Raw genomic sequence first — 22,859 nt, forward strand, 5'->3', positions numbered from 1 at the left:
TTTTGTAATAAATGGTCGCAGGAAACACAACGACCAGAGCTGAGCGATAGCCCGTATTTAAAATATAGCCACCTGCTCAATATGATGCGGAGGCATTTTGAAAAACCCGCTTCTGGTCTTAGGCTCCCGTCTAAGACCCAAAAACCCGGGAGCATCCGCTCCCCTTTTTACCACCCCATTTCATTACAGCAGCAAACACTTTTGTGATAAATGGTCGTAGAAAACCCGACGACCAGAGCTGAGCAATAGCCCGTATTTAAAATATAGCCACCTGCTCAATATGATGCGGGCGCACTCTGAAAAACTCTTTATGCACACTAAAAGCATTTTCGCCCTCCGCAGGTTTTTTACGCGTAAAGGAACCATCCTCGTGCATTTCGTAGGCATTCACATTGTCTTTCATATTGAAATGCAGCAGATTAATAACCTGACGCTTTAACAAATCATCCGTAATCAAATAGAGAGATTCCAGACGGCGATCGAAAGATCGCACCATCACATCGGCCGAACCACTGTACAATAAAGGATCGCCTTCATTATGGAAATAATAGACACGACTATGCTCCAGAAAATCTCCCACAATGGACATCACTTCTATATTTTCAGAAAGCCCTACGCGCTTCGGACGCAGACAGCAAATTCCCCGAACAATCATTTTAATCGGCACACCGGCCTGCGAAGCTTCATAGAGTGCCGTGATAATTTTCTTATCCTGTAAAGAATTCATCTTAAAACAAATACCGGAAGGCTTGCCTTCCCGGGCATTTTTCCCTTCCTGCTCAATCATCTCTATCAGCTGATTACGCATATTATTTGGCGCCGTAATCAGGGATTTAAAACGATGCGGATTCGAATGACCCGTGATCACATTGAAGAATTCCGCCACATCCTTTGCGTATTCACGCTTGGTGGTCAGCATCCCCAGGTCCGTGTATAATTTAGACGTAGACTCATTGTAATTCCCACTGGACATATGCACGTAAGAGGTTATCCCCTCTTCTCCCTTGCGGACAATCAAACACAATTTGGTATGTGTTTTCAGATTGGAAATTCCATAGATTACAAAGCAACCGGCGGCCTGCAACTGCTTGGCCGCTTCAATATTGTTTTCCTCATCGAAACGGGCCTTCACCTCAAACAATACAGAAACGTGCTTGCCATTTTCTGCCGCCTTCAATAAAGCTTCTACTATACGGGACTCCTTAGACAGGCGATAAATCGTCATTTTAATGGACAACACCTTCGGATCTCTGGCCGCCTGATCCAGCAATTCCAGTAAAGGCTCCATATTATTATAAGGGTGATGCAATAGAATGTCCCGTTGCTTCAGGACTTCAAGCATATTCTGCTCTCCTTTTTCCGGCAAACTGATTGGCCTTACCGTACTGTGCTGCTTCGGCAATTTAGACCTCAGCGCCGGATGCCCCACTATTCGCCAAAAGCGGGTATAGTCCACCAAACTTCCCCTATGCATGCGGAAGATATTGTCTTCATCAATCCCGAAACGTTCTTTCAGGATGAGTAACAAATTTGGATCTGGATTATATTCGGTTTCTACCCGCACCACTCGTCCGGTACGACGGGTTTTTAATTTCAGACGCAACTCTTCCAAAAAGTTAGCTTCAATATCATCGGATTCCTCCAATGTAAAGTCGCCATTACGTGTTATGCGGAAAAGCGTCATGGACTCGATTACCACATTGCGGTACAGCTTTTCCATATGGTAGCGGATCACCTCCTCTATCGGAATAAAAACCAACTGATCGCCGCGGTCAATCTCATAGAATTTCGGCAAATTGCTTGGTATCTGCACAAATGACAGGCGATTCTGCCCGCTGCCGTCTTCTACCTGCGTCCAAACCCCGAAAATCAGCAGTTTATTCATCAGCAAGGGGAAGGTGTGGTAATTATCGTGCGCCATGGGCGTAAGCATGGAAAAGATCGTCCGATCGAAATACTCTTCCACTTCTGCCCGCTCATTCACCGTCAGGTTGGTCAGATTACGCTCAATAATAAAGCCTTCGGCTTCAAATTGAGAGGCGAGTAATCCGTACAGCTGCTGCTGATCTTCCACAAACATCTGGGTCTCAGCAAACAATCGTTTCTTGAATTGATATTCTCTTAACTGCGAGTAATCCGTACGTTCTTTGCCGTAATCCAGATAGTTATACAAAGAACCTACCCGAATCATGAAAAATTCATCGAGATTACTGTCTGTAATAGCCAAAAACTTCAACTTCTCCAGTAACGTCCGGTCTTTCTTCGCCTGATCCAATACCCGTTCATTGAACTTCAACCAACTCAGATCCCGACTAATTAGATCACTACTGTTAATCAATTCCGTAATTCGATCCGTTTCCGCTCCAGCCATAAAATTTTTTATTGGGTTTTTCTAATAAAAATTTTGTTAATAGAAACTTAAGGTAAGGAATAATCTTCACTTTCGGAAGCCTCAGCGAGGAATTAACAGAAGTTTGATGTGGACAAAACACGCCCTTCCATTTTATTGAAATTGTATAATTAAAAGACGGTAAAAATGAAATTCAGACCATCAAAATGATTAAAAAATAGTGGGTTTATGTCGTTCAATTGAATAAAAAAGGCAATTTACCGGATTTCTCATGCTTTAACCCTCATTTTGCTGGTAGGTGGGAAAATGAAGGAATTTTTCCTATTTCGTTTTTTTCCAAGGAAGCAGAGAAATGGGAAGAAAGCATGCTTGCTCAAATTTGGGCAAATTAAGAAGCATATAATGAGCTGGTGAAAAACTATTGAATTGAATAAATCAGGGCTTTTTTATTAAAGTTAGATCAGCCATTCAACACCTTATATTTCATATTCAATCGTTTCTTTTTCATTTTTTCTTGATAAAAAACGAAACAAAAAAATCAAGACTGTGATCAATGATGGCGGGCCATGGAACCTGCTGACGGAATCCATCAATGCGACATTTGGAGAAGGCAGGAGACTGGTGAAATATGGCAAAAATGTCGCTGTGATGCCTTCTTGACGCCAGCAGAACCCTTGTCGATCCGCCCATTGATCAAGGCCGGAGGGTTGATGTGGAAGATTTTATACTATAAAGGCAATACTGTAAAAGATATTAAGCTAACTCATAAACAAGCGCTCAAATCAAATAGCCCCTCATTGGGAACTTGATCATTACTATAATTTGCTCATTTGTAGTTTTATAAAAAAGCCATGATCAAAATATTTAGCAGCGAATAATTCGGCTTTTGTTAAAAATTTCCCAATGTAAGATCTTATTCAATCTTATTGGCAAAAGGCCTTTATTTAAAATAAAAAAAGAAGAATAGGAAAACGAAACCATTGCCCTAACTTAAAAATTGCCTGACTGAATAAAGTAAGAAAGTGAGGCGAGTCTTAAAATATTTAAAAAATATCCATCCATCTGGCTTTTTTTATACCTCCTCCCTGGAATAGAGCGGAAACCTCTGCCTGTGAATCCTACTTTGGAAAAGAAAAATTCCTGCTATGCGTTATACCCTATTCCTATTTTCCACCCTACTCCTGACCGCCTGCCTGAAGCATCCGGAAGTCCAACAAGACGAGGCCAACATTACACTTTTTACTACCATAATGGACAACAGCCGCCTCCAGCAAATTGCATATATTGATCATGCCTACCTTGAGCTGACCAATACCAGCACTACAACTCCCCATATCTTTGATAGCCTGGAAGTAATTTTTTCTGAGGGACAGATTCATTGCGAAAGCTTCCTTTTAGCTGCCGGAACTTATCAAATCGATAAGTTCGAATTAAGGGACGCCAATGGAGATCTATTATATTTTGCTCCGGCGCAAGACCATCACTTTTGTGAACTGATCGATCATGCCTGCCTTCCCATCCCTTTTGAAGCTATCGAGGGGATTACCACTCCATTACAGGTAGGGGTGACCAACAATTATACACCCTCGGAAAATGGCCCCTCCGATTATAGCCAGCTGGAAATTGCGATTTATGAAATCACCTCGGTATTTCTTACCGCCTTCCGCTACCACTGTGACTTGCAGGCAATCGAATATTTTCAGGGAGCCCCAATTATTCGGGATCATAACGGAGCAGCCATTCCTTTCATTCGGATTAATGCTGATCCGGAACCCTATCAATACCTATTGTTTCCCAGGGATAGTCTTTATCAGTTTCAAGTAATGTGGCATGAGGAGGAACGCCACATAAGCATCACCCACGAGCAACTCATTGCTTTGGGCAGACAATCCCTCAGTTTTCATTTTGATAGCCTGAATTGTGAAAATATTACAGACTCCATTCCAGACACAGGCACCGACCCGGAACCCGCACCGGAAATCGGAAATGCCCTGACCATCCCCGAGGCGCTGGCCAATGAAGGGCTCAACGATGTGGATGTCGTCGGTTATATCGTCGGTACGACTTCCTCGGGGCCCAACCTTAAACATGACGGCCCTTATACCTCTGCCACCAATATTGCCCTGGCCGATCAGCCTGACATCACTGATGCGGCATTGATCGTTCCGGTACAATTACCCACCGGCGATATTCGGGACGCTTTGAACCTGGTAGATAATCCTGCCAATGAAGGACGTAGAATTATCATCAAAGAGGCAGATTTACAATCGTATTTTTCCACCATTGGCGCAAAGAACCCGAAGGGGTTTGAATGGGTGGAATGATTTTGATGGGATATACCATGCCCCGTAGGGACGCATTGCATGCGTCCCGGCGGGAATGGTATTGCATGCGTTCCGACGGGAATGGTATTGCATACATCCCGGCGGGAAAGGAATTGCACGATATGGAAAAATGCCCCATACCGATGTGTATCGCAGGTAACAATAAATGTAATGCGGAACGGCGCACGGCCTGAACAACGTGCGATGTGGGACGATGCATAAACAACGTGGAACGACGCGTGATCCGTAGCGACATGCAAGCCGTAGCGACGTGCGATCCGTAACGACGTGCGATCCGTAGCGACGCATGCGATGCGTCGCTACGGCAAAAAAATGGCCGTCGGGGTTATCCGGACGGCCATTTTTATTTTTTATGCTTTGACGGGGGGATTTTTGACAAAATCCTCATAAACCGCTGCAATGCCTTCGGGCAATTCGATTTTATGTTTAAAACCCGTGCCGTGTAATTTACTGACATCCATTAATTTTCGTGGCGTTCCGTCCGGTTTGCTGGTATCAAACACCAATTCGCCTTCGAAGCCCACCGTTTCTTTGACCAATAAGGCCAAATCCTTAATGGAAATATCTTCTCCTGTTCCGATGTTGATCAATTCCGGCTCGGAATAGTGATCCATCAGATAAACACAAGCTTCTGCCAAATCATCCGCATGCAGGAATTCCCGCTTAGGAGAACCTGTTCCCCAAATCTCCACAGATGCCTTACCTTCTGCTTTGGCTTCGTGAAACTTACGAATCAAAGCCGGCAAAACGTGGGAATTCTGCAGGTCATAGTTATCATTCGGGCCATAAAGGTTGGTCGGCATGACAGAAATGAAATCACAACCATATTGTGCGCGATAAGCCTCACACATTTTTATCCCCGCAATTTTGGCAATCGCATAGGGTTCGTTGGTAGGCTCTAAAGTGCCGGTCAATAAAGCATCTTCCCGCATCGGCTGTGCTGCAAATTTAGGATAGATACAAGAACTCCCCAGGAACATCAACTTTTGCACGCCATTCATATAGGACTGATGAATCACATGGTTCTGAATCATCATATTGTCGTAAATGAATTCCGCACGGTAGGTATTATTGGCTACAATACCCCCTACCTTAGCCGCTGCCAAAAACACATAATCCGGCTTTTCCTCAGCGAAAAAATCGGCTACCGCCACACCATCGCGCAAATCCAATTCCGCGGAGGTACGGGTAATGATATGCTTAAAGCCTTTGGCCTGCAGGTTACGCACAATGGCAGAACCCACCATTCCGCGGTGACCCGCCACATAGATTTTTGCTTCCTTATTCATATTGGCTGTATACTTTATGACCGCCGTCCATCAAAAACTTATCACGCTTAAAAAGTTCCATATCGGAAGTCACCATGTCTTTTACCAGAGCCGGCAAATCATATTCCAACTCCCAACCTAATTTTTCCTTTGCTTTGGTCGGATCACCAATCAATAGCTCTACCTCTGTAGGGCGGAAATATTTAGGATCTACCTTCACCACTACCTGTCCGACTGGTAATTGGTACTCCCCATTACAAGCGACTACCGTTCCAATTTCCTCCACACCTTCGCCGGTGAATGCTACCTCAACGCCCAATTCCGCAAAAGACATCTTTACAAAATCACGAACCGTAGTAGTAATACCCGTCGCAACTACAAAATCATCAGCCTGCTCCTGCTGTAACATCAACCACATCGCCTTGACATAATCCTTGGCATGACCCCAATCACGTTTGGCATCCAGATTACCCAGATAAATGGTCTCTTCCAGGCCCAAGGCAATCTTACATGCCCCACGCGTAATCTTTCGGGTTACGAAAGTCTCTCCACGCAATGGAGATTCGTGATTGAACAAGATGCCGTTACAAGCATACATATCATAAGCCTCACGGTAATTTACCGTAATCCAATAACCATACATTTTAGCTACTGCATAGGGAGAACGAGGATAGAATGGCGTAGTTTCGCGTTGTGGCACTTCCTGCACCAAACCATAAAGCTCTGAAGTAGAAGCCTGATAGAATTTGGTTTTCTTTTCCAAACCCAACAAACGAATCGCCTCCAAAATACGAACCGTTCCAATACCATCCGCATTGGCGGTGTATTCCGGCGTATCAAAAGAAACCTTCACATGGGACATGGCCCCCAAATTATAGATCTCATCCGGCTGCACCTCCTGAATAATACGGGTCAGGTTCATGGAATCCGTTAAATCCCCATAATGTAATTTGAAACGGATTTTTTCCTCATGCGGATCCTGATACAAGTGATCAATACGATCCGTATTGAATAAGGAACTACGACGCTTGATACCATGTACCTCATAGCCCTTTTCCAATAATAATTCCGCTAAATATGCTCCATCCTGACCGGTGATACCGGTGATCAAAGCTCTTTTCATGCTTAATGACTCTTTTTTGCTCCCTATTGATTCCAAAATTAATAAATTCTACGACCAACTGGCAAGATTTAAATCAATAGGTCAATTAATACCATAATAAATTCCAATTTAGAACGTTTTAATCGAGTTCTTGTGTGGGTTACAGCGCAAACACCCCCGAAAATATGACCAAAACCCCAAATACGCTTTTTGGTCAGATTAGGAATATTTTTCAACACCAATTAAAAATACCGACTATATTCTACCAAAAACGCCTTTTCCCTTAAGGTTTGAATTGACGATGACCCCAGTCCATAGCTCAAAAAATCATGTGATATGTTTGAAATAATACGCGGTTTTTTTTTTAGGGAGGGAGTTTTTTTCTTGGTAAAAGGTCTTAGTCGCCGCGGGGCCTATCGCAGTAAATCAAATAGTATGCATTGCGAAGACTAAGACCAGGATTGTGATTAAGACCAGGATTGTGACTAAGACCAGAGTCCTGCCTATGCCAATAAATTTCCCTGGTCTTCGTGTTACAGCGAGCCGGGCGAGCATCACTAAGACCTCTTAACCGATTTTGCTTCTTAATAATAAGGTCTTAGTCGCCGCGGAGCCTATCGCAGTTAACCGTATAGTGTGCATTGCGAAGACTAAGACCAGGATTGTGATTAAGACCAGTTTCGCGCCTATGCCAATAAATTTCCCTGGTCTTCGTGTTACAGCGAGCCGGGCGAGCATCACTAAGACCTCTTAACCGATTTTGCTTCTTGATAATAAGGTCTTAGTCGCCGCGGAGCCTATCGCGGTTAACCGTTGAATATGCATTGCGAAGACTAAGACCAGGGTCGCGCCTATGCCAATAAAGTTCCCTGATCTTTGTGTTACAGCGAGCCGGGCGAGCATCACTAAGACCTCTTAACCGATTTTGCTTCTTGATAATAAGGTCTTAGTCGCCGCGGAGCCTATCGCGGTTAACCGTTGAATATGCATTGCGAAGACTAAGACCAGGGTCGCGCCTATGGCAATAAATTTCCCTGGTCTTCGTGTTACAGCGAGCCGGGCGAGCATCACTAAGACCTCAAACCGATTTTATTCTTTGCCTAAAGGTCTTAGTCGCCGCGGGGCCTATCGCGGTTAACCGTAGAGTATGCATTGCGAAGACTAAGACCAGGATTTAGGCCTATAGCAATAAACTTTAGAGTTTGCTTTGCGAAGACTAAGACCAGTATTTGGGCCGGGCGAACATCACTAAGACCTCGAACCGAGTTTATTCCAAAACGGTCTTAGTCGCCGCGGGTCCTATTGCAATAAACCGTAAAGTTTGCATTGCGAAGACTAAGACCAGGGTCGGGGACTAAGACCAGTATTGTGATTAAGACCAGTTTCGCGCCTATGCCAATAAATTTCACTGGTCTTCGTGTTACAGCGAGCCGTGCGAGCATCACTAAGACCTCGAAACCGATTTTTTTTTTAATGAAAGGTCTTAGTCGCCGCGGAGCCTATCGCAGTAAACCGTAGAGTATGCATTGCGAAGACTAAGACCAGTATTGTGGTTAAGACCAGTTTCGCGCCTTTGCCAATAAATTTCCCTGGGCTTCGTGTTACAGCGAGCCGGGCGAGCATCACTAAGACCTCTAAACCGATTTTTTTTCTTGATAAAAGGTCTTAGTCGCCGCGGGGCCTATCGCAGTTAACCGGATCGTTTGCATTGCGAAGACTAAGACCAGTATTGTGTTAAACCGTACAATTTACATCGTGAAGACTAAGACTAATATTGCGGCGTTTTGGAATTCACCAAGCCAACAATTTGAAATTTTCAACTCAAACCAATAGACTTCCCCCCAACTATTCCCTCACCCACGAATTTATTCGTGGGATTCAAACAAACCTCACCGATTAAACAAAGCCCCCAAAACCAAAAAAGGACTTAGCCATCGCAATACCTCAACTATTCAAACAAACAGTCAGCATTGCGAGGACCAAGCCCTCTTTCAACAATAATATTCTCTAACCCACGAATTCATTCGTGGGTTTTACACAAACCCATTAATAAAAATCCGCTCGTTTGGCGATATTCATCCGCACCGACAACAAGGCTCCCATATCCGTAAAGGGCGTATCCATTTCCGCATCCACCTTACGCATATAAGCCCGGCCATCAATAAATAAATTATGTCGTAATTGGTAACTGGCCTGAAAATCCAGCATCAGCTGATGGGTGGTGTTTCCCTGGCCGATGGAATTGCCATAGTCCCGCTCCCGGACAAAATAACTTTTCATCGGATCACTCCCCCAATTAGTAAGTTCACCATCCTCTTTTTCATAATCCTGCCCGTATATGACATACTGCCCTTTAGCGGTTAAGCTCAGTCGAGGAAATGGTTGCGCTCTGACTATCCCCAAAACCTCATAGAAATTGCTCCCCAGGGGATGGGCCAGGGATTGCCCGTAATGGGTCATCGAAGACCAGGCATCCCGATGACTATAAGTATAGGGCCGTGCCATATTCCCCTCCACCTGCAAATCCAGATTATCTACCCCGGCCACATTGAAATACTTCAGACCGGCCTGCAGGGCAAATTTATTCGCCCACCAGCCGTTTGCTGCTAAAATCTCATCCAGTTTAAATTCATCCAGCACAAATTGTCCGTACCACTCCAATCCCCGCGTAATGATCCATTTCCAGTCGAAACCTAACTGGACCTTACCATAATATGAGCCGGACTCCAATTCGGCACCTCTCAAAAATATTATAGGATTATAAAACTCTAAGGGCATCGGTATTGATCGCATAGTAGCGGAATCCAATCCACCAAAAATAACGGTTTCGAAAACACCTATATTAGCCTTCTTACCTATATTTAAGCCAAGCCGATGGAAAGAAAAACCTTTAGAAAACTGCTCACTACCTAAATAAGCAGTTGAAGGATAAGCAGCTAATTTGCCCCAAATATTAGTGTATTGTAATCTCCAAACCTGAGTATTTAATTGGGCAAATAAATAATTGTTGGAATGATCAGATAAAACCATGGAGCGGTAACCCTCCCCTATTTTTATTTTATCATAACCGGCTCGTAAATTGACTTCCGGTATAAGATCAAAAGTGAAATAGCCACGACTTGTAAAAAAATCATAACCATTTTCCTTAAATTTTTTTATATAACCCTCTCCGGGTAAAGCTCTGTATTCATCAGTCCGGTGATGAACAAACACTGGAAAAATTGCCTGAGTTGTTCCTATAAAGGTATAAAACCCAAGCCTTCCTCCAATCTGCCCTCTAATTTCCGCGCCCCTTGTGTTTTGAAATAAAGTACGACTCCCGTTTTCCTCCTCTGATAGGCCCCCCGGCTGTTCCATCCCTCCGGCAAAATAAATCACCGGATTGACATGCACATTAAAATCCGGCTCATTGACCATCAGAAAATCGGATTGCTTTTTATAAAAAGTATTCCAAATGGCTTTCTGACTGTTGCCAAACAGACTGTCTCCTTCCACCAGTTCCCAGGAGTCATTCATCAGGTAAGCATAGTTAAAATCATCTATGCGTGACCATTGCTCCTGCGCCAGGCCCTGAAGAAAAGGCACCAGCTGATCCCGCCGGTAGGGCTTTACCCCGGAATGAAAAGTAGCCGCATTCTGCCCAGATAACACCTCCATTCGATCAATTAAATGATAAGTATCCTCATTCAAAGGGAGGGAGGCCGACTGCCCAAATAAAAAACTTTTTTGTAAAAAAATAAAAAACCCAACTAAAGTTACTCTCCTGATCACTTCCATCTACCTATTCTTTTCACCTTGCTAATAGACTAAGGGAAAACTTCAAAATTTAACGAAAACTATCTTCGCTCAATATTTAACAAATTTTGCTATGCCCGCTTTTTCATTTGAGCATGACGATCTAAAACTGCCTCTGATCGATTCACAAACATTCGACCCTTAATAGGCATTTTTAACATCTTCAATGCAAACACATAAAATAGAAAAAGACCTCCAATAAAAACTAAAGACATAGGTACTGATAAAGCCTCCACTACATAGGTAAACAACAATACGTAAGAGATATTAAAAGCACAAATAAGAACAGTGGCCTTCCAATGCACTAGACCTTTATCTAAAAAAATATGATGAATATGGTTTCTATCCGGAAAAAAAGGAGATTTCTTTTGAGATAAACGAACAGAAAAAACCCTCAATGTATCAAACAGGGGAATTGAAAATAATAAAACCGCCATAGAAGGAGCGGAATGAAAGGCATATCGTAAAGCCTCCGGTTGCTCATGTAAGTGAATAAACTGAATATTCAAAACAGCTAAAATAAAACCTAAAAGCAAGGAACCAGTGTCCCCCATAAAAATTTTCTGACCTTTAGAAAAATTAAAACGCAAGAATCCAATTAAGGCTGCGATTAATACTATCGCTAATAAGGCCAAGGAATATTGCCCATTCCAATAAAACCAAGCTCCCAAAAAACTAGTCAAAACAATGCCCATGCCTCCAGCCAAACCGTCAATCCCATCGATCAGGTTTATAGCATTAATCATAACAACATATACAAACAAGCTTAAAACAACTGAAACGGCATAAGGAATGCTTGCAATTCCGAAAATCCCAAACATGGATCCAATACGAATATCAGCTAGTAAAATCACTATAAGCGAGGCCAATATTTGAGCCGCCAATTTTTTCATTGGCGCAATGACTAAGATATCATCTTTAATCCCAATGAAGAAGATAATGACAATCCCAGCAAATATATACTGCATCATGGGGGTAAAAAAATGCCCTCCAAAAAGCAAATAAGGCAAAACTAAACTAATAAAAATAGCTACCCCTCCCAAGGTTGGGGTAACACGCAAATGCGAACTTCTCCCATTAGGCTCATCGAACAAGCCTTTTGCCAAAGAAACTTTAATAATCACAGGGATGGAGACAACAGCCAAAACTAATGCTGCTAAGAAGGCCACAGCGGCTTGTAATTCAAATGGGAAATAAATTTCCAAATCCATAGGTATAATTTTCTACTATCGACTAAAAATGTCCATAGTCTGTTGAGTTTATTCTGCGCTACCCTATGCCCCTCGAAAGAGAATAAGGGAGCATTAGTAAAGCAATATTATTTTGGGCTAAAGCATTACCTAATCGTAAGCTTTATCAACGGTTAATGCCACGAAGTTAAAAAATTAAAACCTCGAAACCATTGCAATGTCAAGATTAAATATCAAAATTTGTGGTAGTTAACGAATATATCTTACATGAAAACCGCATATCTTCATCTATATCAAGAAAATAAAACTGCAATCCATTTCGTTTTAAAGGGTGCTGGGCTGTACGCCATATGGCAAATGATTTACTATGGCTTGCTAACCCCTTATGGAAACCTTGACCCCTGGCTCACCGCGATGGTAGCCGACCACAGCACTGAAATTATAAACAATTTTTTTGATACCATGCCCTTTATGTGCATTTCAGACGGTGCAAATGGTAAAGTAGTCTGTATTGACGATAAAGTTTTTATTCAAATTGCGCACTCCTGTAATGGACAAGTACTATATCCTATATATGCTGGCTTTCTTATTCTATTACCCGGCAAAAACTGGAAAAAGTTAATCCTTATTTTAGGTGGTACTGCGGTTATTTACTTTTCCAATATTGGCCGTGTAATCTCCTTACTTCACATCCAGCTTTACTACCCCCAATATTTAGATATCAGCCATCACTATATTTTCACCATTTTGGTTTACAGTGTAATTTTTATTCTGTGGCTGATGGGGATGAAATGGCTAAAGCTTAATAAGACCTAACTTTTCTGACAGAAAAATTGCAGCAAGCAGCAACAAAAAATAAGGACTCCGAATTATGTTCATGTTGTTAACAGCAAAAGAGCGGATTCCAACCATTTCTGGTAATAATTGACTTATCATGAAAGCTAATAACCCGCTGATTAAAAAGAAAGACAGTAGTATAAGATATAAATAAACATATTTACGCTTCCCTAGGCACCAAACAAATAAAATGCTTGTTAAAGTAATAATACCATTAATGACAATGTAATTTACTCCGATCGGATTATTTCTAATGTAATTCCAGAATCCATCAATTCGATTAGGGGGATTCAAAGATTTAAGTTCCCAAAAGGGAATATACCACCTATTCGGATAAACATTCAAAAAATCATAAACGCCTTCAGAACTTTTCCAGGAAAAAAAGAAATAAAAAAAAAGGAGAAGCAAGCTTCCTCCAATTTTCACCCAATTTAATTGACTTTTCAAAACAGTTGGTTTATCAAATATAACTGGTCAATTTTCACTTATTAATCTAAAAAATACCCTGGCTCAAGGTAGAACAACCACGGCTTAATGGGTTATTTTTTGAGCTGTAACCTGAACATCGAAAAGCTCCAACAGTAATTTTTTACCATTTTCCCCTTTTTGTTTTCGATTTTTAGCAGACAATAATCTCAGCGCATTTTCCTTTAAGGATCCCAAATCTCCACTATCAGAAATATAACCGGCATTCGCTTTGTTAATAACATCCTTTAGATCATTTCCAACATTTACGGCACCAAGAACGGGCTTATTCAAGTTAAAATAACTCAGAACTTTTCCTGGAAAATTATGTGAAGTATGGTTTCTATTAAGGTGAATTAAACCTACATCGGCCTCATTTAACATTTCGAGATAGGTTTTTTGGTCAACCGGTGGAAAAATCAACACATTGGTTAATTTATGCTCTGCCACTAAGCCCTTAAGTAATGGCACTTCATCTCCATCCCCCACAAAAATAAACATAGCTTCGGGATGCCCTCTAAGCTCAAAAGCTAAATCTAAAAGGCATTTCATTTCTTGCGCAAAGCCGATATTTCCACCATAAAAAAAGACAGTCTTATTTTTTAGGTTATATTTATCCCGCCAATAATCATCCTCCCTTTGGTATTCCATTGGTTTTACCCAATTATACAAAACTTCAACTTTCTCTGAAAACTCAGACTCTCGAAAATACCTTTCATTGGAAGGTGACATAATCCCAATTCTATCTGCAACGGAATAATTCTTATTCTCAAAAAACTGAAAATACTTATGAATCAGGGAACCCTCCTTCATAAGCTCGCTATCAATAGCCCATTGAGGGAAAAAATCCCTTAAGATTAAATAGCTTTGGGCATTCCATAACTTTTTTAACCGGGCAACGAGATGGCCAAAAAAAATACTGGGTGAATAAGCTACAATTAAATCCTGGGGGTTGCTTTTGAAAAATTCAGCACAAGACCAATAAGCCCGAAAAGAAAGTAAACTTTCATTTACCGCTCTTCGGATTTTGTTAGTATTCTTTATCTTTCCACTACGAAAATACAAAACACTCACCCCATCTATTTTCTCCAAAGAACACCTTCTCTTCAAAGAAGAAGAAGGTGTTAAAACAGTAACGACATGCCCTTGAGTCATTAACTCTTGCGCTAACTCATGCATCATTTTAGCTGCTACCTTGATACTATGAGGGAGATAATCATCCACAATAAGTAGGATATTCATATTAGCTGTAATCTTCCGAATTGGTAATCCAATTTTTAAGGTGTACAATCATATCCGGATAACTGGGTACCTGATAATTTAATTTAGACTGCGTATCTAAAATACTTTTATCAGCCGCGACCCCATCAACCTTGTGAACTACAATATCCTTTTCAAATACAATTGATATAACTTTCAATAAATCGTATTTAGTAATTCCATCATTATTGGATAAATGAACCAACCCGGTAACCTTATTAATAATGGCAGCCTCAATGGCCTCCGCAAGAATTGGAGTCGTAACCCCTGACCAAATGGATTTAGAATATCCATTAGTTTCACCTTTCTGCTTCATAAACCAGTCAAAAAGACCAATCCCATTATTCTTTAATTCCGGGCCAATAATGGACGTTCTAATAGTCAAATTATCGCCATAAGTCACCTCCCCAAGCGCTTTTGTTTGTGCATAAAAACCGACTCCATCTTTAAAGCTGTCTTCCGTATACTTTCCTTTGGCCCCGGAAAACACACAATCCGTACTGATATGAATAAATTTATAATTCAAAGCAGTACTTTTTTTTGCCAAAAAGTGAGGTAAATAGGAATTAATCAAAATTGCTTCATCCGGATTATTCTCCGCATACTGATTCAAAAGCCCTACCCCATTAATCACGACATCAAAACCCTTTTCAAGGACTTTAGTCAAGGCTTCAAAATCTTTCAGGTCAACTTCAAAATCGGGCTTAATACTATTACAGTTTCTAGCCAACGTAAATACTTTATAGTTTTCTTTTGAACCGAAATACCTGGCGATGACATGGCCAGCCATTCCGGCGGCTCCCAAAACCAAAATTTTTATTTGTTCCATATGGTTCTGTTAACTATACCCACATAACTCTGAATAACGCGTACAATTCTGGTCGAATTGTCAGTAATGGTGTATTCCTTAGCAATTTCATTAAAATTATACTCCATTTTAGCAATTTCGATGGAAGACAAAACACTGTCTTTATCAATTCCACCTAAAACAATTGAACCCGCATCAATCGCTTCCGGGCGTTCAGTACTGGTTCGAATACTCACTGCCGGAAATTCCATCATGGCAGATTCTTCACTAATTGTACCGCTATCGGAAAGCACCACCATCGCATTTTTTTGTAGCTTCACATAATCAAAGAAACCTAATGGCTTGACATTTTGAATAAGTGGGTGAAATTTTATCTGTGATTGCTCAATTCTCTTTGCCGTTCGGGGATGAGTAGAAAAAATCACAGGCATTTGGTACTTTTCCGCAACAGCATTTAATGATTCACAAAGAATTTCAAAATGATTTTTCAAATCTATATTTTCTTCTCTGTGAGCACTCACTACGATATATTTCCCTTCCTCAAGGTTTAATGTATTAAGTACATCGCTATTTTGAATAGCATCGGCATGCTTAATTAAAACCTCTTTTAAGGGAGAGCCCGTCACAAACACATGATCCTTTCGAAAACCCTCACTCAACAAATACCTCCTGCTATTTTCAGTATAACAGAGATTAATATCACTGATATGATCAGAAATCTTTCGGTTAATCTCCTCCGGCACATTTTGATCAAAGCAACGATTACCCGCCTCCATATGGAAAATAGGAATTTTCAGCCTCTTCGCTGCAATCGTACACAAAACGCTGTTCGTATCACCCAGAACAAGTAGGGCATCCGGTTGGATTTCCAAAAGCAAATCAAATGATTTCGCAATCACATTACCCATGGTTTCCCCCAAATTCTTACCCACCACACCGAGATAATAATCCGGCTCACGAAGCTCCAAATCATTAAAAAAAACCTCATTTAAGGAGTAATCGTAGTTCTGGCCGGTATGTACTAAGGTATGATCAAAATACTGATCACATTTCTTAATTATTTCTGCCAGGCGAATAATTTCAGGTCTGGTTCCTAAAATTGTAGTAACTTTAAGCTTCTTCATTTTTCAATTGATTCAATTCCGGGACATAATCCAAACTCATGATTTTATCTATCGTCTGCTCAAGGCTAAGTCTTCGGGTATTATGAGAATGGTACTCACCGGAATCTGATAGCTTTTGATCTCCTTTTTCAAAATATTTTCCGTAATTCAAATCACGGTTATCCGCCGGAACACGATAATAATTTTCTAATTCCTCTGCCTTACCAAATTCTTCCTTAGTCAATAAGGTTTCGTACAGCTTTTCCCCATGACGGGTACCAATTACTTTTATTTCATTCTCCGCATTAAAAATGCTTTTCATAGCCTTAGCGACATCATCCACTGTAGAGGCCGGTGATTTTTGAACAAACAAATCCCCTTGGCGGCCATGCTGAAAGGCATACAACACCAGGTCTACCGCCTCATCCAATGACATCATAAAGCGCGTCATATTCGGGTCAGTAACGGTAATGGCCTGCCCGTTTTTAATTTGTTCAATAAACAAAGGAATCACCGATCCTCTTGAAGCCATCACATTCCCGTAACGTGTCACACAAATCGTAGGCCCATCCTCTCCAATATTCCTGGATTCCGCAATTGCCGTTCTTTCCATGAGGGCTTTGCTCATCCCCATTGCATTTATAGGATAAGCTGCTTTATCCGTACTCAGACAAACCAGGTTTTTTACTTTATTTTGCTTAGCTGCTTTAATTACATTAGCCGTCCCAAAAACATTGGTCTTTGCCGCTTCTAAAGGAAAAAATTCACAGGAAGGCACCTGCTTTAAGGCCGCAGCATGAAAAACGTAATCCACGCCATACATCGCATTATTTACACTATCAAAATCCCTTACGTCGCCAATGTAAAACTTAAGCTTAGGATTCTGATAAATGCGTCGCATATCATCCTGTTTTTTCTCATCACGGGAAAAAATACGGATTTCTTTAAAATCGGAATTAATAAAGCCTTTTAGGACTGTATTTCCAAAAGAACCCGTTCCCCCTGTAATTAATAATACTTTATTTTTAAACATACTATTTATGATTATCGTAGACACGTTTTAAAATGGAGAAACTTTCCTTCGCCGTTTTTTCCCATGAATATTTCTGAACTTCTTCCATATTCCTTTCAGCCATCTCTTTACTGGCCTTTGGGTCTTCCATCAGATTTATCATTGCATTCTTTACCGACATTACATCCAAGGCATCAAAATAATAGCCATTTCCTTTAAGAAACTCTGGCATAGGTTGTTTATCACTACAAGCAATTGGAACTCCAGAAGACATCGCTTCAATTAAAATATTAGGCATATTTTCACAGGTAGAAGAATATACCAATCCATGTGAATTCTTATAATGCTTTTCAATTTCCTCATAGGGTTGATGTTCCAAATACTCAATAAACAAACAAGAGCGATCTACTTTTTTCATAGCTGAAAACATCGCTTTCCCCGCTTTTCTATTAATAATCCCCCCAATAATTCTTAATTTAACAGGAAAGCCTTCTTTCCGTAATTGACCTACAGCCTCAATTAGAGGGACATGATTTTTATAAGTATGAATAGTAGAAACATATGTAAAAACAAATGGTCTTTTGACTGAAAAATCATTTATAGAATCATTACAAGATGGAGAATTAACGAACCTCCGGGACACGCCATGATGAATAACAGTTGACTTACTTGTAGGCAAATTCAATTTATCACTCACATATTGTTGAGCATATTTGGAGATAAAAATAATATGCTTCGCCTTTCGAAATGAGCGCCTTTGACGCAAATAGCCTAAAAAAAACTTAAGCGATTCTTTAGGATTGTTTAAATAATCCCAATGTTCCCGCTCATAGAGCAACATATTCCTTGACATCCCCACCATTGGGGAGAAAGTACCACTATAATCACCTGTAATCGAAAATAGAATGGCCTCTTTTTCACGAAACAGCTCCCGATCAAAATAAACCTTTTGATAAAAAATACGATGAAAAATAGATTTATTTAATAATGGATGAGTTCGCTTTATGACACGATCACCGTCAAGTCTGGCCAGAGTATTTTCAGAGGCATAGACGATTATTTGGGATTCACAGAGGTGTGAATGCTTCAGCAACTCAATCAAATGTGTAACACCTCCGCCCAAACCTATGTTGGTTGCATCAATAACTATTTTACGCATTTGTATTTACAAATTTTTCAATATTTGATTAGGGACCCCTCCAATTAAGACATATTTATTAGGTATAGTTTTATTAAATACAGTACCTGCAGCAACAACACACCCTTCATTTAATACCGTTCCTGGCAAAATTATCGAATTAGTGCCTATCCACGTATTTTTGTGTATAATTACGTCATTTACATTATGACTCCTACCCAAAGAACCCCCTTTTGCAAGATTACCAGTGATGATTTTTGCGTCATATGAAATGGTCACATCATTTTCTATAATAATTTGAGCTCCTTCACAAGACTGCAAAAGCACCCCCTTATTGAGCACAACATTATCTCCAATCTCAATATTTTCACCGCCATATATTTTGACATCCTCATCACATACGAAGTTTTCACCTACTTTCTTGACTTGTCTTCGAACGATGTATGTCCTAAGCTTTCTGGCAAAATACCTTTTTAGCCTAGTTATGACTTTTATCACCAACTTCATACTTTTCAACTATTTTGCGTGCTACCCTACCCCATGTTTGCTCCCAACTCAAATGTGTGGCGACATACACCCTGGCTTCCTTTGCGATTTTTTCACGACTCACTGGTTCCCCCATTAACCAATTTAACTCATTCAAAAAGGAGTTCACGGATTTGGGTTCAAACAACACCCCATTTTCTCCATGCCTAATAACCTCACGATTACATTGGTAATCTGGTGCAATAACGGCTTTTTCAGCTGCCATATACTCCATTATTTTTATTGGGCAAATTATATCCGTAGAGCCCGGCAAAACGGCAATATCAATGGCGCGCAAAATTTCTGGTACTTTCTCTTTGGGCACTCCATCAGAGAATAGAATATTTTCCTGAGGAATACTTAACTCTTTAGCTTTATCTTTACACAAATGATAATCCTTGCCATTCCCTACTAGCCAAAAAAAAACATCCGTTCTTCTTTTAAGTATTTCTGAAAGTGCATCGACCAATAGCTCAGTATTATGATAAAAAGCGTAACTTCCTATATAACCAACTATTAATTTATCTGTAGGAAGATTATATTGAGTAATAATTTCTGAATCTATACCTCTCGCACTAAATTCATCAGTATTAACCGCATTTAAGGCTACATGTATTTTGTCCTCCTCTATACCTTCATTTCTAATTAATTCCTCCTTTAAAACAGTAGATTCTACAACTATATCAGAGGCCTCCAACAACTTTTTCCTCTCAATATACAGAGCCAGAGGTTTGAATAATGACCATTTATAATCAATTAGATGATCCTTCCATTCCAACACAAAAGGAACCCCTATTCTTTTTGCATATCTTAAACCAGCCCAATGTAGGCGGGAACTTCGCTCCCAGACCAATTTATATCGGCCTTTTTTCTTATATAACTCGCTGAAAACTTTTCGATCATGTATTATATCCTTTAACTCTGAAACAGAAATAATTAAAGGTTTTAAAAAGTCATTCCTTTTCAATTTACTAACTTGAGAATCATGATACTTTTGTGCTCCATAAGAGAAAGGTAATGATTTTGTTTTCTCCAAATCCCCCCCAAAAAAAGTATCCAAACGAAAACCAACCAAATTCAAAGTTTCAATCACTTCTGAGATTTTCCTACCAAGGTTATTATTAGTAAAACTACGCCCTCCAATTAAATATAATATATCTTTAATCATATCTATCAATCAGATCATTAAATAAAGCAACCATACGGGATTCGTAATCAAAAGGTGAATGATTATTTACCGCAAAATTTCGACAAGCCTCTCCGAAGGAAGCTCTTAAGGCTTCATCCTCCAAAAGTTTAATAATATATTTTGCCATATGTTCAACATCCCCTGGGGGAAATAAATAGCCATGTTGATCATGATATAACCACTCAGGAATACCACCTATATTACTCCCAATAGCGGGAATACCTTGTGACATTGCCTCAGGTCCAATTAACCCAAACTGCTCATGCCAAATACTGGGCATAAGTAAAAGGTCTCCACTGGCATAGAAATCTTTGATTCTATCCCGCCCAACAAATCCTAGAAATTCAACATTATCTTCAAGATTTAACTCTCTAACTTTTTCCTTAAGACCATTTAAAGCTATCCCTCTTCCTGCAATCCTCAATAATACATTGGGAATTTTAGTCATAACCATTTCCAAAGCTGGCAGCAACAAATCAATCCCTTTGACCTTATTTATTTGCCCAATAAAAAGAATGGTAGGCCGAACATGCTTCGTTTTTACTGGAAGTTCATGTTCCATAAAGAAAGGGTCAATGCCTAGTGGAATATAAATACTATTGGAAAAGCCCAAAGCATTTATTGCATTTTCGATAAACTTTGAGGGGCAATGGAAATAATCTACATTTTTAGACAGACCATCCTCATACCTTTTAGACAATTGCCAATAAAGCAAGGAATCAAGGGCAGAAACACAATTTCTTGAAAAACATTTGGAGCCAATACCCATTTCACATGACTCAGAATTTTTCAAACCACCCCACGAAGATGCACAAAATAAATTTGGGCCATGTAATGTCTGAACAACAGGAATATGCTTTAATTCAGAAATATTATAAACACCTAATGGAAATTTAGAAATAAGATGTATATGGATTAGACTTGGATTAATGTCAGAAATAATCTGTGAAACTTTTTTAGAAATTTCACCTGCATAAACAAACTTATACAACTTCGAGTGAACACGTTTCTGCGGCTCTTCAACAATAAAATTTGAACCATCAAAACTATCGTTCTCACCAAAAGATAAGGTATAAACATCAAAACCCCTTCGCTTCAAAAATTCAATCTCCAAATTTAAAACTGCATCTCCGCCACCTCCAAAATGAGCATGATCATTTAATAGCAGTATTTTTTTCATATGCAGTCGAAGCTATTAATAAAATAATTAACCGTAAAGTATTCATATCATTTGTTGCAAAACCCCTCCACCAAGAATGCGCCGACACACCAGTAATTAATTGAGATATAAAAAAACACAAAACAGAAATCACAAAAAAATAAGTGACAGCATCCGATCTGTTAGCTATCACATTAATTATCAACCCTTTAATAGTGTGAGCAATAAAAGTTAAAAATATTAAAAATCCTACAACTCCTGATTGTTCGAAAACATAGACATAAATATTATGGAACCCATAACCTATACGAAACTTACCATCTCGAGGAGCTACAAAAATCCCGCCTCCAAAAAAAGGTAAAAAATGCCCATTATCATGATACTTAGAAATATCAAACTCATCAATAAGGTTAACTCTGTCTGAAATAGAATTATGTTCATTATTCTCCATGGCAACCATCCGAGAAATAGTATTAGTTTCTAGCAACTTATCAGACCAAGAACTAAATGACACTATTAAGGCAAGGAAGGCAGTGATGAATAAAAAATAAAAATCCTTATTGAATATTGTTATTAAGGCTAATGAAACAAGCAATAATCCAAGGCCTGTACGGGAACCAGTAAAAAGCAATGGAAAAGACAATAAAACAGCGAATAACTTATACAATAATCCATTTTTTTTAGCATAACTATACCCAAATATAACACTTGATAATAATGGAAGATAATTAGCTATTTGAAAATAAGTATTCCCAAAAGGCCCCCAAATAACCCCCATAGGTTTATTGACAAATTTACCAGGGGAAAACTCAACTGAACCATATTCCCCATAAAAAAACTCAAAAACACAATAAACAAACACAAAAACACCACCAACAAAACAGGTTTTTATCACTAGGGGGATTAATTTAAACTCCAATTTTGAAACTAACAAAAGAATAAAATAACCCTGAATATATTTAAAACAATAAAACAAAACATATTGATTTATGCTCCCCGGGAAATCATAAAAAAAAATAGTAATGATAGTTAAAAAGCAAAACCATAAAACCAAGTACTTCCACCAAAGGAGCATTTTAACCGGTCTTTTAGCATCTCCAAACCTAAAATAAAACAACACTCCAAGTATGGATACAATATCGAATAAACGAGGATTAATTCTGTCGATACTTGATAAAAAAAGGATTGGTTTTTGGTAGCAAAACGAAAGTAATAATAGAACGAACCAAATAGAAAGAATTCTAGAATTAGTAATATCATCTTTCATGCACAAAATCTAAATATAACACAAAAAACAAAATTGAAAAACAACC

General features: G+C 39.6%; 16 protein-coding genes. 2 read left to right on the forward strand and 14 right to left on the reverse strand.

Annotation, left to right across the window (positions count from 1 at the left end):
• Positions 1–256: 256 nt before the first annotated feature.
• Complete coding sequence (ppk1, locus tag AAA970_RS10035) at positions 257–2,371, reverse strand: polyphosphate kinase 1 (protein ID WP_338237020.1); 2,115 nt, start codon at positions 2,369–2,371, stop codon at positions 257–259.
• Between the two features lie 1,124 nt (positions 2,372–3,495).
• Here ppk1 and AAA970_RS10040 point away from each other — a divergent pair.
• Positions 3,496–4,674, forward strand: coding sequence for a DUF6359 domain-containing protein (locus AAA970_RS10040; protein WP_338237021.1), 1,179 nt, complete (start codon positions 3,496–3,498; stop codon positions 4,672–4,674).
• A gap of 371 nt (positions 4,675–5,045) precedes the next feature.
• Here the strand turns inward: AAA970_RS10040 and fcl are convergent, their stop codons facing one another.
• The 4 genes from fcl to AAA970_RS10060 all read right to left on the reverse strand — a co-directional run bounded on the left by fcl (position 5,046) and on the right by AAA970_RS10060 (position 12,071).
• A complete protein-coding gene (gene fcl / locus AAA970_RS10045; protein WP_338237022.1) occupies positions 5,046–5,984 on the reverse strand; it encodes a GDP-L-fucose synthase in 939 nt (312 codons plus the stop codon).
• Complete coding sequence (gene gmd / locus AAA970_RS10050; protein WP_338237023.1) at positions 5,977–7,086, reverse strand: GDP-mannose 4,6-dehydratase; 1,110 nt, start codon at positions 7,084–7,086, stop codon at positions 5,977–5,979. Before gmd ends, fcl begins: the two co-directional genes overlap by 8 nt.
• 2,025 nt (positions 7,087–9,111) lie before the next feature.
• Complete coding sequence (locus tag AAA970_RS10055; RefSeq protein ID WP_338237024.1) at positions 9,112–10,722, reverse strand: hypothetical protein; 1,611 nt, start codon at positions 10,720–10,722, stop codon at positions 9,112–9,114.
• A gap of 209 nt (positions 10,723–10,931) precedes the next feature.
• A complete protein-coding gene (locus AAA970_RS10060; protein WP_338237025.1) occupies positions 10,932–12,071 on the reverse strand; it encodes a glycosyltransferase family 4 protein in 1,140 nt (379 codons plus the stop codon).
• A 246-nt stretch (positions 12,072–12,317) separates the two neighbouring features.
• Here AAA970_RS10060 and AAA970_RS10065 point away from each other — a divergent pair, with 246 nt between their 5' ends.
• Positions 12,318–12,866, forward strand: a complete 549-nt coding sequence (locus tag AAA970_RS10065) for an archaeosortase/exosortase family protein (protein ID WP_338237026.1) — start codon at positions 12,318–12,320, stop codon at positions 12,864–12,866.
• Positions 12,867–13,418: 552 nt separating this feature from the next.
• On the opposite strand, the gene AAA970_RS10070 is transcribed toward AAA970_RS10065, so the two are convergent.
• The 9 genes from AAA970_RS10070 to AAA970_RS10110 are packed head-to-tail and all read right to left on the reverse strand — an operon-like array spanning position 13,419 to position 22,813.
• The gene (locus AAA970_RS10070) at positions 13,419–14,594 is read right to left on the reverse strand and encodes a glycosyltransferase family 4 protein (RefSeq protein ID WP_338237027.1); all 1,176 of its coding nucleotides are present in this window, start codon (positions 14,592–14,594) and stop codon (positions 13,419–13,421) included.
• Position 14,595: 1 nt separating this feature from the next.
• Positions 14,596–15,441 carry a dTDP-4-dehydrorhamnose reductase family protein gene (locus tag AAA970_RS10075; protein WP_338237028.1) on the reverse strand — a complete coding sequence of 282 codons (846 nt, stop codon included), beginning with the start codon at positions 15,439–15,441 and terminating at the stop codon, positions 14,596–14,598.
• Positions 15,429–16,544: a non-hydrolyzing UDP-N-acetylglucosamine 2-epimerase gene (gene wecB, locus AAA970_RS10080; RefSeq protein WP_338237029.1), complete on the reverse strand. Its 1,116-nt coding sequence runs from the start codon at positions 16,542–16,544 to the stop codon at positions 15,429–15,431. The genes AAA970_RS10075 and wecB overlap by 13 nt, the downstream gene beginning before the upstream one ends.
• Positions 16,531–17,556 (reverse strand): polysaccharide biosynthesis protein, encoded by a 1,026-nt coding sequence (locus AAA970_RS10085; RefSeq protein WP_338237030.1) that lies wholly within the window; start codon positions 17,554–17,556, stop codon positions 16,531–16,533. The genes wecB and AAA970_RS10085 overlap by 14 nt, the downstream gene beginning before the upstream one ends.
• 1 nt (position 17,557) lies before the next feature.
• Positions 17,558–18,694: a glycosyltransferase family 4 protein gene (locus AAA970_RS10090; RefSeq protein WP_338237031.1), complete on the reverse strand. Its 1,137-nt coding sequence runs from the start codon at positions 18,692–18,694 to the stop codon at positions 17,558–17,560.
• A 6-nt stretch (positions 18,695–18,700) separates the two neighbouring features.
• On the reverse strand, positions 18,701–19,180 hold the full coding sequence (locus AAA970_RS10095; RefSeq protein ID WP_338237032.1) for an acyltransferase: 480 nt from the start codon (positions 19,178–19,180) through the stop codon (positions 18,701–18,703).
• On the reverse strand, positions 19,152–20,366 hold the full coding sequence (locus AAA970_RS10100) for a glycosyltransferase family 4 protein (protein ID WP_338237033.1): 1,215 nt from the start codon (positions 20,364–20,366) through the stop codon (positions 19,152–19,154). Before AAA970_RS10100 ends, AAA970_RS10095 begins: the two co-directional genes overlap by 29 nt.
• Positions 20,359–21,567, reverse strand: coding sequence for a glycosyltransferase family 4 protein (locus tag AAA970_RS10105; RefSeq protein WP_338237034.1), 1,209 nt, complete (start codon positions 21,565–21,567; stop codon positions 20,359–20,361). Before AAA970_RS10105 ends, AAA970_RS10100 begins: the two co-directional genes overlap by 8 nt.
• Complete coding sequence (locus AAA970_RS10110; RefSeq protein WP_338237036.1) at positions 21,542–22,813, reverse strand: O-antigen ligase family protein; 1,272 nt, start codon at positions 22,811–22,813, stop codon at positions 21,542–21,544. The genes AAA970_RS10105 and AAA970_RS10110 overlap by 26 nt, the downstream gene beginning before the upstream one ends.
• Positions 22,814–22,859: the final 46 nt, after the last annotated feature.

It is taken from the genome of Persicobacter diffluens (genome assembly GCF_036244895.1).
In the GTDB taxonomy this organism is placed as follows: domain Bacteria; phylum Bacteroidota; class Bacteroidia; order Cytophagales; family Cyclobacteriaceae; genus Persicobacter; species Persicobacter diffluens.

What these genes read in the sequence shown, in the direction of transcription:
- AAA970_RS10110 (WP_338237036.1), bottom strand. Translation starts at nt 22,813, where the DNA reads ATGAAAGATGATATTACTAATTCTAGAATTCTTTCTATTTGGTTCGTT.
- ppk1 (WP_338237020.1), bottom strand. Translation starts at nt 2,371, where the DNA reads ATGGCTGGAGCGGAAACGGATCGAATTACGGAATTGATTAACAGTAGT.
- AAA970_RS10105 (WP_338237034.1), bottom strand. Translation starts at nt 21,567, where the DNA reads ATGAAAAAAATACTGCTATTAAATGATCATGCTCATTTTGGAGGTGGC.
- AAA970_RS10065 (WP_338237026.1), top strand. Translation starts at nt 12,318, where the DNA reads ATGAAAACCGCATATCTTCATCTATATCAAGAAAATAAAACTGCAATC.
- AAA970_RS10055 (WP_338237024.1), bottom strand. Translation starts at nt 10,722, where the DNA reads ATGGAGGTGTTATCTGGGCAGAATGCGGCTACTTTTCATTCCGGGGTA.
- wecB (WP_338237029.1), bottom strand. Translation starts at nt 16,544, where the DNA reads ATGAAGAAGCTTAAAGTTACTACAATTTTAGGAACCAGACCTGAAATT.
- fcl (WP_338237022.1), bottom strand. Translation starts at nt 5,984, where the DNA reads ATGAATAAGGAAGCAAAAATCTATGTGGCGGGTCACCGCGGAATGGTG.
- AAA970_RS10070 (WP_338237027.1), bottom strand. Translation starts at nt 14,594, where the DNA reads ATGAATATCCTACTTATTGTGGATGATTATCTCCCTCATAGTATCAAG.
- AAA970_RS10060 (WP_338237025.1), bottom strand. Translation starts at nt 12,071, where the DNA reads ATGGATTTGGAAATTTATTTCCCATTTGAATTACAAGCCGCTGTGGCC.
- AAA970_RS10095 (WP_338237032.1), bottom strand. Translation starts at nt 19,180, where the DNA reads ATGAAGTTGGTGATAAAAGTCATAACTAGGCTAAAAAGGTATTTTGCC.
- AAA970_RS10085 (WP_338237030.1), bottom strand. Translation starts at nt 17,556, where the DNA reads ATGTTTAAAAATAAAGTATTATTAATTACAGGGGGAACGGGTTCTTTT.
- AAA970_RS10100 (WP_338237033.1), bottom strand. Translation starts at nt 20,366, where the DNA reads ATGATTAAAGATATATTATATTTAATTGGAGGGCGTAGTTTTACTAAT.
- gmd (WP_338237023.1), bottom strand. Translation starts at nt 7,086, where the DNA reads ATGAAAAGAGCTTTGATCACCGGTATCACCGGTCAGGATGGAGCATAT.
- AAA970_RS10090 (WP_338237031.1), bottom strand. Translation starts at nt 18,694, where the DNA reads ATGCGTAAAATAGTTATTGATGCAACCAACATAGGTTTGGGCGGAGGT.
- AAA970_RS10075 (WP_338237028.1), bottom strand. Translation starts at nt 15,441, where the DNA reads ATGGAACAAATAAAAATTTTGGTTTTGGGAGCCGCCGGAATGGCTGGC.
- AAA970_RS10040 (WP_338237021.1), top strand. Translation starts at nt 3,496, where the DNA reads ATGCGTTATACCCTATTCCTATTTTCCACCCTACTCCTGACCGCCTGC.